Consider the following 16,983-nt stretch of genomic DNA (forward strand, 5'->3'; position numbering starts at 1 on the left):
AAGTAGATGGTTTCTTTGATTCCTCGATACATCATGGTATTACTATCTAGTTCATATTTGAACAAGTTATTTCCATACTTTCCTTGTCTTCTTCCTTGGATAATCATTTGCTTATTTCTTTGGTGATGATAGTCTTCTTTCCATTTTTGATGATTATTAATATACTCTTCTTTTGTATATTGGGCTTTGAATAGTCTACAACTTCCAAAACAGATTTGCTTAGGATGTTTCTTGTAGTTAGCTATTTCTTGTTTCTTACGATTCATCTTCCACAGCAACATCTTCAATCGATGGTTCAAGCGTTTCATCATTACTTTGATATATAACTCTTCAAATAAATACAGGTTCATTTCTTTTTCATCTACAATACAAGTATTATGTTTGGTATATGAAAAACCACATCCTTTAAAGATATGCAATTTATCGCTATTTCCTTGTGATATAGATATTAGACTATTGTGCACTTTCTTGAACTGCCGATATTGCTTTTCGACTTTCTTATACTTATTTTGGATATTCCCATGTTCTCTAGTTACTCGCTTCTCATGAAACTTTTGGATTTGAATACTTGTCTTTATTTTTGCTTTGACATCACTTATCACACTAAGTGGCATATAGTCACTAGTTCCATATCTTGCCTTCAATTTCTTTTGAAATCCTTTTCCTATTTTCACATTATAAAAAGTATCATCATAGCATCTGCGATAGGAATAATGATACATTTGATTATATACTTTTAAATCATGATGGATACAGTTTACTTGAGATTCACTTAAATGTTTGAGATATAATCGTTGACTTTGAGAGATGGTTTTTGGCATAAGTATTACTCCTTTTTATTGGTTTATAATATTATGTCAACGATTCAATTGCAGTTCTTTATTGTTTATAGTTTACCATGATAATTTTACTATTAAAAGTCTTGTATTTTTATAATTATTCATTACTAAAGATTTGATTTTATCACTACTAAAAATAGCACTTACGTCTTGTATTGATTCTCGTTCGAGAAAACTTTCCTATATGATAAAAAAGTTCGTACACATACTACATTGTATACGAACTTATCAATACTCTCACCCACTAATACTTGACACTAACTTCTATGATTGTAAACTATAAAACTTAGATGTATCCATTTACTCTATACACATTAAATAATCTCCACATAACACTTCCTCTTGATTCACAACATCTGTTATTAATGAGTTATTCGTATTCGATATGATAATCATTGTATCTATACAATAGCCCTTTTCTTTAATTCTTCCCATATCAAATTTTATTAGCAAGTCACCTTGCTTAACCTCATCACCTTGTTTTATAAAAGATTCAAAGTAATTACCTTTTAAATTAACAGTGTCTATCCCTATATGAATAAGAATTTCTTTACCGTTTGTAGATTGTAAACCTATTGCATGCTTAGATGGAAAAATCATTTCTACTTTTGCATCAAAAGGAGCAATCAATTTCCCTTCATATGGAACAATCGCAATCCCATCTCCCAGCATTTTCTGTGAAAATGCAATGTCATTAACTTCAGATAAATCTTTTAGTTTCCCTTTTATTGGACTATATATTTTCATTGTTGAACTCCTTTCATATGCTAAAGCTTAGATTAAAATACATATAGTGATATCAGACTTTAGTAAATCTCAATTATCCAATAATATCAAATCCTAATTTCTCTAGGTTATAATCATATGCATCCATATTTTCCACAAACGTATAATATAAGCGATGTTTATAAGGTTTATTTCCCTCATACCATGTTCCCAACACATGAGACTGTCCATGTTTTTCAACACGTGGTTTTGCAGTAAAACCTTTTGATCCCCATTTCCCTTCAAAGTGAATCTCTTTATCACAGAAACGGAAAATTGCATCTTTGAACACACAAGTCCCATCATCTACATAAGGCAAACGAGTCCAGTCAGCTTCCATTGAAACCTGATCAGTCACAATCGGCTGCTCACCTTCTAATATATAATATGCAAGTGTTTTCCCTACACCATTGATTGAAATTGATATAAAAGTAGTTTCTTTACGACCATCTTCTCTGATTCCAATCCCCATAAATGCAATGTATCCTAAAGGAATATCACCAAAACCTTCTACTGCTTCCTTGATAAACATTCGATCAAATTCCCCTAAACCAAGAATTGGTTTACCTTTAAATGAGCCTATCCAGGATGTTGGTTGAAATATCATTGAAGCATTATTATAAACTGATTGATGATCATAAATTGTATGTGACCATGGCTCACCTTTTATATTAAAGAAGTCGCCTTCTTTCATCGTTACATAATCTTTATGAAAACGACATTCAACAAGCTTCTCTTCAGATCCAAATCCATAGACTAATGGATTCTCTGTTATTTTTTGATATTCAATAATTGGTGTTTCCGGAGTTGCAATCTCATCCACATGATATGCTCCTTTTTGAGGAGAGAGAAAATCATCTCCCAGCTCCACTAAATTCGCAAATCGATATTCATTTTTTGATACATCCGTGTGTCTGAGATAAACAAATGGCTTTTTGGTACCATCACCATCTGGAAAAAACATACCATATACATCAATAAGAGCCAACTTTGCATGACCATCAAAATCATTATCATATATTTCTGGTGTTCTTTCTAATAAGTTATTTGGTTTTCCAACCTCAACATATAATGTCTGTCCAGATGTATTTTTAAAATCTACAACTTTTGCCATGATTATTCCTCCTCACTATTTTTAATTTCTTCTTCATCAAAATTAGCAAACATAATAACTCCAATTGCTCCAATTGCAATAGCAAGCACTGTACAGCCCAAACCTTTAATCAGATTTAATGTTGATCCACTAAATACTGCAAATGGCCCTATAACATTAGTAGCTGCAACATTGTAATACACAGGTTGTACAATTCCTAATACAACTCCTAAGATTGCTCCTCCGATCAGCATTACTTTAATTGCTGATTTAGATTTGATTGCTACACTATAGATTGCAGGTTCTACAATTCCACCTACAAATCCTGCAACTACCGCAGAGGCAGCTGCTGCTTTGTTCTCTTTTTTCTTATATTTAAATACTGCTCCCAATGCCATTCCATACAATAACCATACTGCTGAAACTGCACAAACAAGAGTAAATGGATCATTTCCATTTTGGAATAAGAAAGCAAATGCTGTTAGTGAAATCGGCATATGCATTCCACCCAATGTAATCACAGGCCAGATAGCAGTTAATAGCGCATATCCAATGATTCGAATTGGCAAAATTGAATTATACATCCACATAAATACATCATTGATCACTTCTCCAACATAGGTTCCAAGTGGTGCAAATACAGCAAGCATAAGTATGATCATTACAAAGAAAATAATGAATGGTGCAACCGTCCCAAATAAAATTGAAGGTGTAATCTTCTTAATAAACTTATATAAATAAGTAAATATCCAAACCCCTAATAATACCGGTAAGATTGTTGATCCATAATCATTTATTGGAACAGAAACTAACCCAAATAATGAGAAACTTTCTGCTGTTCCTACCATTGCCGCAAAACTAGGAATAATCGTTAATCCTCCAATTAACATACCCCAAACTGGATTCGATACATTCAATGCTTTTGCAGCACTATATCCAATATAAATTGGCAAGAAATAGAATAATGCATCATAGATAAGACCACATGTTAAATATAGTTCACTGTCAACTGCAATCACATCAAGTACATCTGGACCTAATAGAGTTGCAACTGTATTCCATAATGCAGCCCCTAATAATGGATAGATAATCGGTGTCATTGATGCAACCATATATGTGAAAATGTTATTTACTATCTTCTTAGGTGAAAATTTCTTTTCTTCCTCTGATTCTTCATCCAGGTTTTCATCAATTAAATCCAATTTTTTAAAGTTTCCTAAATCACATAAATAATCGTATACAAATTCTACATTTTGACCAATGATGAGTTGATACATACCTCCAGAGTTCATTACTCCTAAAACACCATCTATCTTTTTAACAGCATCTTCATCTACTTTTTTCATATCTTTTATTTGAAAGCGTAAACGAGTTGCACAATGAAATACATTTTTTACATTTCCTTTGCCACCAACGTGTTCTAACACATCTTCAGCAATTTTTAGATTTTTATCCATACTACTACAATTCCTCCTTTTAATTTTTATATTAATTAACAAGTGTCGACAAATTGTTTATTAACAGAACATCAAAATATACTGTATACTAGACAAAATTCTACTATTTCACATTCACATTTCTAAAATGTAAAGATAAATAATTTAACTCCTGGCGAGATAAATTCTCTCCATATAATTCTTCTATATAATTTCCATATTTTCTAGCAAAGGCTAATTCACCAGGTAAACATGTTTCTATTGTTTGATTCAATAATGAATCTTCCTCTTCATTGCGTAATGCTTCTTCAGGTATTACTTCATCATTTTTAAAATATCTCTTAGCTATATACTTTAAATGAACAACGAGACGATCAAAATTAATAGTATTTTCAACTAAGTTTTCATTTTCATTATGACTCTTAATATACTCAATTGAATCATTTACAAACTTAACTTCACGCTCTACCTCTTTGGTTTTTTGACCACTTGATGTTTCAATAATATGTAATACAATAAATCCTAATTCATCCTCTGAAATTTCAAATCCGATTCTATCTAAAATGATTTTCTTCGCTTGCCTAGCTACAGCAAACTCGGTTGGATAATATCGTTTCATCTCTGAGAAAAATGAGTTTTTAAGAATAATCCCTTCTTTTTCATGAATAATTGCATGATAAATATGATCTGTTAGAATCAGATATACTGAATTAGAAAACTTCAGACCTAATTCTTCTCCATATTCTACAATCATCTCTGTAATCTCTAAATATACAGCAGGAATCTCCTCTACTAAATCAATTAGTTTAGCGTTAAATTCCTTCATCATAAAAGTCTTTTGAATTTTCGACTCATCTACTTTATCTCCCACTCTGGCTTTATATCCCAATCCAGTACCCATCACAATTATTTCTCTTTTTTTATCTCTTGCGATTATTACATTGTTATTAAGTAATTGAACAATAATCATAACTAGTTCCTCTTTCTTTCTAATTAAGCAACTTACGTGAATTTGGTGAATATTAGTTGTTCTCTAAGATACAATCAGTCTAATAAAGAACAAAAAAAGGCTAAACTTAATTAAAACAATTAATTAAGGTTTAGCCTGCATTACCAGTGACAATCCTCAGATTCTATTTATTTCACCTAAATTATAGCATGGTTTTTTGCTTTGTCAATATGACTGTCAATATATTACTAAACAAACAGTAGCAATGAGTGATACTTATCACACTAGCAATAAAATAAGGTCATTATTTATTCTTTACGAGTTTGTATGTATTATAGTTCTTTATATTCTTTGATGATATATTTATTCTATCTATTCCAATTATCAATGCAAAATATACAACTGTAAGTACTGTAAATACATATTCACCCATCATTACATTTGCATAGATTAAGAAGAAATACATAATCAACAATCCAAATATTTTTACTAAATCTTTATTTGTTTCAAGATTTGAATACATCTTATATAATCTTTGAAATAATACAATTGATATCAAAGATTGAAGGCCAATTGCTATAAATGAGAACCCTTGTGTAATCGCATAATTACTCACCATTGCAGAACTTATATCTTTAGAATATCCTAAGACATCAATTAGATAAGAGATATCTCCTACTCGTATATGATCTCCAATTACTAGATTTTCAAAACATGTAAGACCAATACTAATAATAAAACCGTATGCTAATCCCATCCAGACCATTTTCTTACGTTCTTCATCAGTTTCATGAGATATGATACGTTTGTTTGCAAAGTAAAGTAGTATAACTACGAAGAATGATAGAGCACTTACAAATAGTACCATTGAAAACATACCTGACAACTGTGATGATGCTGAGAATATCCCTGTCGATACAAGTGGATAAATTACATTATTATACATTACATATAATAGTAATCCTTTTAGAAATGCTGCTAATTTTAATCTTTTTGTATATCCCAATACAATTAACCATATGATTGGTAATACAATTGCGATAACTGCTGAAATCACTAATAATATAAATCCTAAATTACTCATAATCATCATTCTCCTTTTCTTACTTTGATAACTTTTTTATTTTCGTATTCTTTCTAATTTCACTTCTCTTTTTGCATATAATATATTAAAATGTAATCATTAGGAATAGTAGGTTACGCAAACACCGAATAAATCTTTGATTTATCTATTCCTAATTCCTAATGACACAAGACGCTAATAAGCGTTTTTTTATGCTGTTTCTTCTATTGCTGCTTCCCTTTCTGCTTCTTTCTTTAATTCTGCATTTTCAAATGCTCTAAAGAATGGGAAGTAGATTACTAACCCAATAAAAAATACAACAATCACTAAGATAATTGTTTTCCAATCTCCAGTTCCTAAAGGTCCTAGAATAAATGGTGGGGTAGCCCATGGAAGGGTTGCATAGAATCGAGCAATCAATCCAAACTGGAATGCTGCATACCCTACAATTGCTGCAATCGTACCAATCAAAATAAATGGAATTATTAAGAATGGATTTAATGCTAATGGTAAACCAAAGATTACTGGTTCCACAATCGTAAAGATTGCTGATGGGAAACATGCCCAACCTAATGATCTTAAATATTTAACTCTAGATGTAATCATCAACAAGATTAATGGCCATACCGTTGCTGTCCAGTTTGTAAGTCTATCAACACCAGAGTTTGTCATAACATGAGGCAAATTCACTCCTGACACACCCTGAGCCAATGCCTCTGCATTTTCTGCAGTCCACATTGTTGTAAGCGGAGTAAATACTGATGCAACCATATTATCTCCATGAAGACCAACTGACCATAAGATATTTTGTGTAGTCATTCTGAATGTGTACATCCAAATGTTATCTGCTGCTGAGAATAATGGTTGCAGTAATTCTGTAAACCAAACTACTAAATCAATATCCAATACTGTTCTTACTAACCATGCAATCGTAAAGATACACGCAAATGGGATCAATGAGGTAAATGCATTACCTACATTTGGTGGTACTGATGCTGGCATACGAATTGTAATATTCTTATCTATAAATAACTTATAAATTCGAACGGCAATAATACTTGTAATCATCGTTACAAACAGTCCTGATGCGCTGAATGCATTTACTGAAATCATTCCATCTGTTACTCCATTCAAATTAATCATAAAGAATGTTCCAGCACCTAATAGTGCTGCTGTCATTAAATCTAAATTTAATCGTTTTCCATATGACATTGAAATTGTTAATGATGTATAGAACGCTAAGAAATTCATTGTTAATGAGTTAACAACTACAAACTTAGGTGCTAAATCTTCTAGGAATGGCAATAACGCTTTTCCTGAATCCCCTATACTTGGTGAACCTAATACATATAAAATTAGGAAGATACTTCCGATGATAATTACAGGCATTGTTGCAACCAATCCATCCTGGATTGATGCAATAACTGGTTTTTCCGCAAACTTACCAATCGGACCTGCAAGCTTCATTGTAAAATCACTAATTTTGTCCATAAATGATTTTTTACTTTGTGTCATTTCTATTCTCTCCTTTTTTATTTTAGTAATTCTTGTGCTTGTTTATAAACAACTGTTCCATTCATTTGACCATAAGCTGCCATATCAATTAACCCACACGCTTTATTATGCTTCTTGCATACTGACTCTATATCAGGATACTTGTATCGAATCTGTGGACCAACTAGAACAACATCAAACTCTTCAATTAAATCTTTTAATTTTGATTCTGGAAAAGCTTCTATTCTATCCTTATCTGCAGCAACTGCTTTCATATTGTTTACCAACAAACTTGTAGACATTCCTGCAGCACAAACTAGTAGTACATTCATAATCTTCCTCCTTTCTGTTTACTATATATTATCTATTTGTGCTCTCTCATCTCCTGGTACATATTGACCATCTCCTTACACAAGTCGAAACATACCATTGCCATTGCAAAATGATCCTGTGCATGTACCATTAATATATCCGGTTTGGTTTCTGCTCCCTGTGCATTCGCAAACAACATACTTGTCTGTACTTCGTGAGCCAAATGGAATTCTTTATCTGCATCTTCAAACTTTTCCTGTGCTTCCTCATATTGCCCTTTTCTGGCCAACATCAGTGCCTCCATTGAAGATGATCTTGAGTTTCCTGCATGTAGGATTAACTCAAATGCTTTTTCACTCATTTTCTCATCCATATAGATCTCCTTTCTCTAATTAAAGTATAGCAATCATTACAATTCCTTACCTTATTGCAAATTTCCACTACCTTATGGAAATACATAATTTATTTAATTGATTTTTTCATCTCTTCAATAAACACTTCATAAGTCGAGTATTTAGAAATTCTTTGAATCGCTTTTTCATTCAACATCATCATTGAGATATACTCAAATAATGTCTTTAAATCTTTTTCTTTTTGCTTTGCTACACAAACCAAGATGATGATACGAACATTACTTTCATCCCAGGCTAATGGTTTATCAAGTAACATCACTGCCACTGATGTCTGTTTCGCAATTAGATGATCTGGGTGCGGTACTGCTATATGATTGCCAAAAGCAGTAAACCCCATTTCTTCTCTACGTAATACTGAATCATATAAATTATCATCATATTCATATTTCGAATCCAACGCACTACATAGTGTCTTTAGTACTTCTTTTTTTGAGTTCATAAATGTCTCGTGAAAGAACATATCTTTATGAAAATACTCCATGACCGTTTCTTGTGAACTTTCTCCAATCATTGCTCGGTTAATTCTTTCAAAATCATCATTGGTTAAAAAGAAGTTTATTTTAATTGCACTTTTAGGTACTCCCTCTTCAATTAATGAAGTTGAAAAGATAAGATCATAATCATCCAAATTCAGATACTTTAGTTCAATAAAATTGGCTACTTTAAGTTCCGAAATTTGCTCTTTGAACCAACTTAAGAATTTATGACGCATTAATAATGTTTCTCCACGTCTGCTGGAACATAGAATTAATACTTTTCGTTGCACATTCAATGAGTAATATTCTTGAATTGGAACACTAAAATGTATTGCAAGATACCCCAACTCATTCTCATCTAATTTCACATTATAGTAATTAGCAATCTGATCTGCAGCAATTACAGCTGCATCAAACGCTAGAGGTAATGTCTGTCTTATTTCACTAACCATGTGATTAGATAGCATATGATTATACTTTACCCTAGTAACTAGTGGCATAATATGCAATGCCAAAGAAATACGAAGTTCCATATTTCCACTCAAATCAATATGCATTTTTTCATTAATAGAATCTAGAATATCTAGTACCAGTACATTGGTTTCTTCACTAATAATATTATTTTCATCGTAATTACGTTTTCCCTTTAGATTAATTGCCAGGAAAATTACTTCACTGTCATTTGCTTTGATATGAAATCGTTCATCTATTTTTCTCATTATTTCCTGGGCAATTTTTAACTCATGATGAAAGGTGATACCATCTTCCAAACACATATCTCCTTCGATATAATCATCTTGTTGCATTCGCTTTAATGATACAAAGATATGCAATACAAGGTTTTGTATTACAACATCTGATATTCGATATTGTCCATCCACTAATGTTTCAACTACAATGTTACCAATCTCTTTTAACAGATCACCCTCTTCTTTTGACTCTATATTTACAAGTCCATAAACTGATATTTTTTCCTTCACAATACACAATCGTTTGTTCACTTCACTACCACTAAGCATGATTCCATACTTTTGTCTGCTGACAATCTCAAGACCATACTTTGCAAATACTTTCTTTGCTTGTGCAAGATCTGAAGCAATCCTTGACTTTGAAATATACATTTCATCAGCAAGATCCTCTGTAGAGATATAGGTATTACTCATAATAAGTCGTTTAATAATGTATTCAATACGCATTCCTTGTTCAGAAAAGTTTATGTTGTTGTGTGAGTAATCAGATATTGCATTCAAATATTTTTCGTATTTTGCATCATCTGTTAATTCAAAGGCAGAACCTTTTCCAGTTATCGAACAGATGGTTGCCCCATGATGTTCAATTTCTTCGCGTATTGCTTTTAAATCTGTACGAACAGTTTTACTGCTCACACCAAATTCAACAGCTAATGAATTTGCTTCAAAAAACTTATCTTCGGATTGTAATTTTTTCAACAAACTAAGTTGTCTAGTATTTAACATTTTTTACCCTCCTTGTTTCGCTTTTTCTACAATTCCATATGCTTGCTGTAAAATCATTTTCCCATCCATTTTTCCATAACTTCTCATATCAATAAGTTCAACTGGAACATTATAAGTTTCTCCTATCTTATTAATGGTATCCATTTTATAACGCAACTGTGGTGCAACTAAAATAACATCACATACATCAATTCGATTTGCTAATTCATTTGCTGGTATTGCAATAATCTGATCCTCTTCTCTGGTATTTAATTCCATTTGTACAACAATCAGACTTGTTGACATTCCAGCTGCACATACTAAGACTATTTTCATGATAAAACCTCCGTTTTATTTAATCATAGCATTATTCTATCTATGTATTGATGTAATTTTAGTAATCCCTCTTATATTCATCCATTTCTACTTATCAGCTTTAAAGACGATATTCGCACTTGCCTTTAAATCATCGATTACTTTCATTACTTTATAAGAATGCTCTAATAGTTCATGTGATCTGTCATAATCTTTATTAAGAAAAACTTTAGCAAATTCATCAACTTCATAGAACCACCAGTTTTCTTTGTCTTGTAAATTAACTGTTTCACTCTCTTTACCAACACAAATTTCATAACTGTTAACGCCATTGATTCCGTTTGGAATATTAATATAACCTTGATTACCTTGAATTTGGAAATAGTTCATACTTCTTGAATCCTTAGCTCCAATACATACACAAGGTAAGTTATTATAATGAAGATATGCAATACCTGACAAATCAATTCCATTTTCATGTTTTCTAGCTTTGTACTCTACCTTTTCAGGAACATCAAACAAGCTAATAATTCCATGAATATTATAAATATTAATATCCATTAACGCTCCACCTGAGAAATCAGGATTGAATACGTTTGGTAATTCTCCATTTTTTAGTGCAGGATATTTACTAGAGTATTGAGAATAATTTGCTTGAATAATACTTAAATCTCCAACCTCAGACATTCTCTTTCTTAGATCCTTAAAGTTTGGCATATGAATAATTGAAATTGCTTCAAAAAGAAATAAATCATTCTTCTTAGCATAATCAATTAAGTCTTTTGCTTCTTTACTATTTGAAGTAAATGGTTTTTCACAGATTACATTCTTCCCTGCTTCTAATGCAGCTTTTGCGATTGGATAGTGAAGACTATTTGGCGTTGCAATATAGACTACATCAACATTCGAATCTCCATATAAACTTTCTAATGTTGTATGTGTTTTATCCACATTGATTTTCTTTTCAAACCCTCCATTTACCTCATCACCTCTTAAGTAAACTGCAGTAATTTCAGCGTGTTCACATAGCTTTACTGCTGCAGCAAATGCTTCAACAATCACTCCAGTACCAATTGTTCCTATTCTCATCTTATTACTCATTATTTACATGCCTCCATTGCTTCTTCCACAATCTTCATATCAGTCAATACTTCTTCATCTGATACTAATTTTGGTGCGTCATTAATGATTGTTTCATATAATCCATCATAGATTACACCATAGTCTGTTGGACGACTAGGAATCTTCTCAATTCTTGTTTCTCCGTTATCATCTACGTACTCAAGTACTCCCCAATCCTTTTCACTCTCAACTTCTAATTCTACTTGAATTGGTTCTGTATATACGACATCTGAGTTATGTTTTCCACCATACTTAATAAAACTTCCTTTGTCTCCATGAACAATAAATCTAGGGTATTTCGTTTTTACTAATAGACTAGTTTTCATAATCGCTTTCATGTCATCGTAGAAGAAATCAATATCATAATAATCATCTGCACCACTCTCAAAGAACAAACTTCTTACATCATAGTTCATTGCTTTGGGTGTTCCAAACATTGAAATAATTTGATCAATGGTGTGAATTCCAAGTCCTAACAACATACCCATTGCCGGTTCTTTCATAAATGGTTTTCTAAAGTAATCATAGTGAGATTCCAACTCTACTATTTTTCCCAACTTACCACTGCTAATTGCATCTTTTACCGCTAAACAATCCGTATCATAACGACGATTATGATTTGGCATTAAGGTTAATCCTTTTGCCTTTGCATATTCTAATAATTCTTTTGTTTCTTCATAATCCATAGCAATTGGTTTTTCAACAAGCACATTCTTTCCAGCATCTAATGCTGCTTTTGCATACATGACATGACTTGAATTTGGAGAATTGATTACCACTAAATTCACTTCTGCATCTTCTAATATATCTTCCAAGCGACTTGTGAAGATATATCCCTCATACAAGTCTTCTCTTTCTTTTTCACCTTCTAAATTACGGTCCTCTTCTCTACGATAAATATACTTTACCTTTACTTTATCTTTTCTCATATTTACATATGGTAAATGATATCTAACTACACTATTTCCAAATCCAATATACGCTGCTACTAACATATTCTTTCTCCTTCCATTACTTAAAGTCTATCTAGATAGTCACAAAAATAGTTATATTCCTGTGTCACCTTGAGTATACTATGAGTAATTTGCGAATAGATTACTGCAAATTTCCCTAGACTTATGGAAGTTTTTTAATTCTCTAAATTTTTCGATTTAGTAATGACACTGATAAGCAATCTCTTTATAATATAAGTATGACTATTTGGAGGTGAACTATGATTACAGTAAATGATTCAGGTTTGAAGAAAGACATGAGGCATCTTATGGATAAAGTAACTGATGATTATGAAGTCATAAAGGTTACTCGAAGAAATGATAGAAATGTTATTATCATGTCAGAAAAAGAATACAATAATATCTTAGAGAATGTATATATTAGAGCTAATAAAGCGAACTATGATTGGCTTATGGAATCGTTAGCTCAATTAGAGAAAATATAGCTTTATTAAGCTATCACATGTTAAGACTATTATTTCCAAGAGACTAAAAAATGGAGTTTCATAACTTGAATCTCCATTTTTTGATAAGATAAAATGTTATATAGAATTAGAAACTATCATTTTAGTGGATTATGTCAAACAACTAATCTATAGCTACCAACTTTCCCCACTTTTTTTGAACAAAAGTTAATATTATTCCATTTCTTATATAAATATTTTTTATATTCTGTTTCATACTAATGTTGGATTAAGTAATTAACTATTCTAATCCAACTTATTCCCATTTGATTCTATCACTTTTTTATACCAATTAAATGATTTTTTCTTTATTCTTTTTAATGTTCCAGCTCCCTCATCATCTCTATCAACATATATAAAACCATAACGTTTTGACATCTGCCCTGTACTCATGGATACAATATCAATACATCCCCATGCTGTATATCCTATTAAGTTAACACCATTTTCAACTGCTTTTTTCATTTCTATAATATGATCTCTTAAATATTCTATACGATAATCATCATTAATTGTATTATCAGAATCCAGTGAATCTTTTGCTCCTAAACCATTTTCAGTAATCATAACAGGCTTTTGGTATCGATCATTTATTACCTCTAAATAATACCTTAATCCCTTTGGATCATATGCCCAGCCCCAATCTGAATACTTGAGATAAGGATTTCTCGCACCTGCAGCAAAGTTACCTGAAACAACATCAGTTACTTCGTGCGTTGTTACTACATTTGTCATGTAATAGGAGAAAGTGTATAAATCAACTATCCCCTCTTTCAAATCAATTAAATCCTGAGAAGTGATATCTAAAACTACATTATGCTCTTTCCATAATCTTTTAGAGAAAACTGGATACTCACCTTTACACAATACATCCCCTGAATAAAATATTGCTTTTTCCCAAGTATATCTACATAATAAGATATCATCAGGATCATTACTTCCAGGATAATGTGGAATTCCACAAATCATTCCCCCTATAATATTTTTTTCATCTATCTCATGTCCTATTTTTACTGCATGCGCACTTGCAACGAACTCGTAATGTAATTTCTGATAAGCAGTTTGATAAGTCTCATCGTTCGCAGTATTACCAAACATCTCTAACATCCCAACTTCATTATTAATTTCATTAAATGTAATCCAATACTTTACTAATCCTTTAAACTCTTCAAAAACGGTTCTAACATAGCGATCAAAATGCTTGATAGTTTCTCTATTTGACCACCCACCTAATTCTTCCAAATGTAGTGGCATTTCTGAATGCACTAATGTCACCAGTGGCTCAATATTATATTTTTTTAGTTCATTAAATACATCTTTATAATAGTTAATACCTTCCTGATTAGGTTTATCTTCAACACCTGTTGGGTAAATTCTTGCCCAGCATATTGATAGCCTAAAAATTTTAAATCCCATTTCGGCAAATAATTTAATATCATCTTTGTATCGATGATAAAAATCAATTCCTTCATGACTAGGATAGTAAATATTCTCAAGAATAGAATATTGGGCACCATCAGGAAGTCTTGTACCTCTTGTTATAGGTATTTTCCCAGGATTACCTTCCTTATCAATAATTGTTAGCATTCTAGGATTTTTTTTTGAACCTCCAGTTCTAAAATCCAAAAGTATTGGTCCTTTTCCATCTAAATTCCAGGCTCCTTCGCTTTGGTTAGCTGCAATTGCGCCTCCCCACAAAAAATTATCTTTAAACATTTTAAATCTCCTATTTCTTATTCCATAGTTTTACAATATATTTAGTAATATTGAGTTCGCTATTGATAGTCATTAAAGTATCCTGTGCATGAATGAAGAGTAAATCTGGAATAAAACTCTCATCTGTAACTGTTCCCTGAATTACCTTCGTCTGCATTTTATGTGCTTTAACAATGTAATCATTTGCTTCCTTTAGTTTTTTATTTATTATTTCTTTATCACAATCATTTTCTAAATCTTCTATTACTTCATTTAAAATTGTTCTTGCATTTCCTGCATTAAGAATCACTTGCATGGCAATTTGATTTAATTCTTCTCGATTCATATTATCACCCTTCCTTATTTTATTTACTTTCTTCACTAATTAATAATTGTTTATCATATGCTTTAAAAAACGGAAAATATATAATCCAAGATACAATAAATAACACAATTACTAACACTAGTCCATGCAAACCGAATTTCATAAAAGATGTTACAAATGTTGTTAATTGTCCTGGAAATCTCATAGATATAGTTGGTATTGCAATTAATCCAGTTTTAAATACAATCCATAGAATTGTTGGACTTATAATTGAATTTATCCATAAAGGAATAATTAAAATAGGATTAAAACAAACAGGAGCACCATACATTAAAGGTTCATTTATTCCAAAGAAACTAGGTATAAATGTTGTTTTTCCAATTGCTTTCAACCTTTTAGATTTTGACAAAAAGGCCATCATGATTGCAAGTGATAATGTTGCCCCATTTCCACCAATTGTTAGCAAGGTAAATGTCTCATGTAAGTTAATGTTTGTTGCTGCTAATCCAGCTTCTGCTAACTCAGCATTTTGAGCAATTCCTGTTGTCCACAAAAGTGAAAGTATTGGATAAACTACCCAAGATGAGATACCAAACGAGTATAGACCAATCACCCCAAATAAATATATAATCATGAAGCCAATATAGGATTGGCCAAAATTCAATACAGGTGAAAATGCATCATTTATAACTAGAAATAGATTAACTTCAAAACCATAGGTAGCTACTACACCTACAATAATACAAATTAACCATGGTATAATATTGTCAAACCATGAAACTATAAAATCAGGCATAGATGTTTCTTCGCTAAAGAATGAATGTTTTGCTGTAATATTAAATATTGCTCCAGTAAATAAGCCAGCAACAAGTGCTGCACACATACCTCCTGCTCCCAAATAATTAAAATTTATTACTATATTACTTGATTCATCAAAAGTAGGGAAACAAGTTAGTAAAAATAGAGAGATTCCTGCTAAACCTGCTATCTTTGCTACTTTTCGATGCTTTTTTTTCTCCATTAAAGATGCAGGAATTAAGTAAGCTAAAAATAGAGAAAACAAACCAAATGAAAAATTTGATATATTAGATAAATCAGGAATTTGTGGAAAAAAATTCCTGAATCCATTAATTAAATTTGCAAATGATCCTATTAAAATTGCTGGCATTGTAGTTAATATAGCATCTTGTACTGATGCTACCCAGGGATTATTTGTAATTTTATTTAATTTAGGTGTTAGTACATCTGTCACCCAATTGCTAAACTGCTCCATTTTATTCATTATCATTACCTCCTATTAAATTAAGTATAGTATTAAGAACGGCATTCCCGTCTAAACTTCCATATGCTTCTTGATCAATTACTCCCACTTTTATATGATATGGATCTGCGATTTCTTTTACATCATTATAAATGTGCTTAAAATGTGGACCTATTAGCAATAAATCAGTTTCATCCAAATACTCTTCAATATCTTTCTCACTCCTTGCTTTAACCTTAATATTTAAATTACGTGACTTTACTGCTTGCCTTATGTTTGAAGCCATAAATCCAGAACTTGCTCCTGAACCACAAACTAATAAAACTTTTACTTCCTTCACTTCATTATCCTCCTTCTCTTATAATTAATTTATAATGTAGCAGTCTTATTAATTCACTTTAAACTAGTGTATAATCACTACTACACTCCAAATGATAAAGATTATTCACAGTTCCTTCAAATAATTTTTCTTCCTATACTAGGAAGCAAGTTAATGTAGAATAATTATTCTCTAC

Annotated in this window: 18 protein-coding genes; 1 reads left to right on the forward strand and 17 read right to left on the reverse strand. The window is 31.4% G+C overall.

The features are described 5' to 3' along the window. The 13 genes from J2S15_RS18610 to J2S15_RS18670 all read right to left on the reverse strand — a co-directional run. Positions 1-821 (reverse strand): hypothetical protein (locus J2S15_RS18610; protein ID WP_307411403.1); only part of this gene is annotated, 821 nt, incomplete at its 3' end. A gap of 318 nt (positions 822-1,139) precedes the next feature. Then, positions 1,140-1,586 (reverse strand): PTS sugar transporter subunit IIA, encoded by a 447-nt coding sequence (locus J2S15_RS18615; RefSeq protein WP_307411406.1) that lies wholly within the window; start codon positions 1,584-1,586, stop codon positions 1,140-1,142. A 73-nt stretch (positions 1,587-1,659) separates the two neighbouring features. After that, the gene (locus J2S15_RS18620; protein WP_307411409.1) at positions 1,660-2,718 is read right to left on the reverse strand and encodes a hypothetical protein; all 1,059 of its coding nucleotides are present in this window, start codon (positions 2,716-2,718) and stop codon (positions 1,660-1,662) included. Positions 2,719-2,720: 2 nt separating this feature from the next. Then, a complete protein-coding gene (locus J2S15_RS18625) occupies positions 2,721-4,154 on the reverse strand; it encodes a PTS transporter subunit EIIB (RefSeq protein ID WP_307411412.1) in 1,434 nt (477 codons plus the stop codon). A gap of 103 nt (positions 4,155-4,257) precedes the next feature. Then, positions 4,258-5,103: a PRD domain-containing protein gene (locus tag J2S15_RS18630; protein WP_307411415.1), complete on the reverse strand. Its 846-nt coding sequence runs from the start codon at positions 5,101-5,103 to the stop codon at positions 4,258-4,260. A 283-nt stretch (positions 5,104-5,386) separates the two neighbouring features. Then, a complete protein-coding gene (locus J2S15_RS18635) occupies positions 5,387-6,166 on the reverse strand; it encodes a hypothetical protein (RefSeq protein WP_307411418.1) in 780 nt (259 codons plus the stop codon). A gap of 189 nt (positions 6,167-6,355) precedes the next feature. Then, positions 6,356-7,660 (reverse strand): PTS sugar transporter subunit IIC, encoded by a 1,305-nt coding sequence (locus J2S15_RS18640; RefSeq protein WP_307411421.1) that lies wholly within the window; start codon positions 7,658-7,660, stop codon positions 6,356-6,358. A 17-nt stretch (positions 7,661-7,677) separates the two neighbouring features. Beyond that, positions 7,678-7,971: a PTS sugar transporter subunit IIB gene (locus J2S15_RS18645; RefSeq protein WP_307411424.1), complete on the reverse strand. Its 294-nt coding sequence runs from the start codon at positions 7,969-7,971 to the stop codon at positions 7,678-7,680. Positions 7,972-8,003: 32 nt separating this feature from the next. Then, entirely contained in the window at positions 8,004-8,324 is a 321-nt protein-coding gene (locus J2S15_RS18650; RefSeq protein WP_307411427.1) for a PTS lactose/cellobiose transporter subunit IIA, read from the reverse strand. A gap of 89 nt (positions 8,325-8,413) precedes the next feature. Next, positions 8,414-10,315 carry a BglG family transcription antiterminator gene (locus J2S15_RS18655; protein WP_307411429.1) on the reverse strand — a complete coding sequence of 634 codons (1,902 nt, stop codon included), beginning with the start codon at positions 10,313-10,315 and terminating at the stop codon, positions 8,414-8,416. Positions 10,316-10,318: 3 nt separating this feature from the next. After that, positions 10,319-10,630 (reverse strand): PTS sugar transporter subunit IIB, encoded by a 312-nt coding sequence (locus tag J2S15_RS18660; protein ID WP_307411432.1) that lies wholly within the window; start codon positions 10,628-10,630, stop codon positions 10,319-10,321. A gap of 87 nt (positions 10,631-10,717) precedes the next feature. After that, positions 10,718-11,710 carry a Gfo/Idh/MocA family protein gene (locus tag J2S15_RS18665; RefSeq protein WP_307411435.1) on the reverse strand — a complete coding sequence of 331 codons (993 nt, stop codon included), beginning with the start codon at positions 11,708-11,710 and terminating at the stop codon, positions 10,718-10,720. Further along, on the reverse strand, positions 11,710-12,726 hold the full coding sequence (locus J2S15_RS18670) for an oxidoreductase (protein ID WP_307411437.1): 1,017 nt from the start codon (positions 12,724-12,726) through the stop codon (positions 11,710-11,712). The genes J2S15_RS18665 and J2S15_RS18670 overlap by 1 nt, the downstream gene beginning before the upstream one ends. Before the next feature lie 218 nt (positions 12,727-12,944). Between J2S15_RS18670 and J2S15_RS18675 the strand changes: the two genes are divergently transcribed. After that, entirely contained in the window at positions 12,945-13,169 is a 225-nt protein-coding gene (locus J2S15_RS18675) for a type II toxin-antitoxin system Phd/YefM family antitoxin (protein ID WP_307411439.1), read from the forward strand. Between the two features lie 264 nt (positions 13,170-13,433). Here the strand turns inward: J2S15_RS18675 and J2S15_RS18680 are convergent, their stop codons facing one another. The 4 genes from J2S15_RS18680 to J2S15_RS18695 are packed head-to-tail and all read right to left on the reverse strand — an operon-like array spanning position 13,434 to position 16,808. Beyond that, positions 13,434-14,903 carry a glycoside hydrolase family 1 protein gene (locus J2S15_RS18680; RefSeq protein WP_307411441.1) on the reverse strand — a complete coding sequence of 490 codons (1,470 nt, stop codon included), beginning with the start codon at positions 14,901-14,903 and terminating at the stop codon, positions 13,434-13,436. Positions 14,904-14,913: 10 nt separating this feature from the next. Beyond that, positions 14,914-15,228: a PTS sugar transporter subunit IIA gene (locus J2S15_RS18685; protein ID WP_307411444.1), complete on the reverse strand. Its 315-nt coding sequence runs from the start codon at positions 15,226-15,228 to the stop codon at positions 14,914-14,916. A 19-nt stretch (positions 15,229-15,247) separates the two neighbouring features. Beyond that, positions 15,248-16,489 carry a PTS sugar transporter subunit IIC gene (locus tag J2S15_RS18690; RefSeq protein ID WP_307411446.1) on the reverse strand — a complete coding sequence of 414 codons (1,242 nt, stop codon included), beginning with the start codon at positions 16,487-16,489 and terminating at the stop codon, positions 15,248-15,250. Beyond that, positions 16,482-16,808, reverse strand: a complete 327-nt coding sequence (locus tag J2S15_RS18695; RefSeq protein ID WP_307411448.1) for a PTS sugar transporter subunit IIB — start codon at positions 16,806-16,808, stop codon at positions 16,482-16,484. The genes J2S15_RS18690 and J2S15_RS18695 overlap by 8 nt, the downstream gene beginning before the upstream one ends. Positions 16,809-16,983: the final 175 nt, after the last annotated feature.

The sequence above is a fragment of the Breznakia pachnodae genome (assembly GCF_030814225.1).
Classification (GTDB): Bacteria; Bacillota_I; Bacilli_A; order Erysipelotrichales; family Erysipelotrichaceae; genus Breznakia; species Breznakia pachnodae.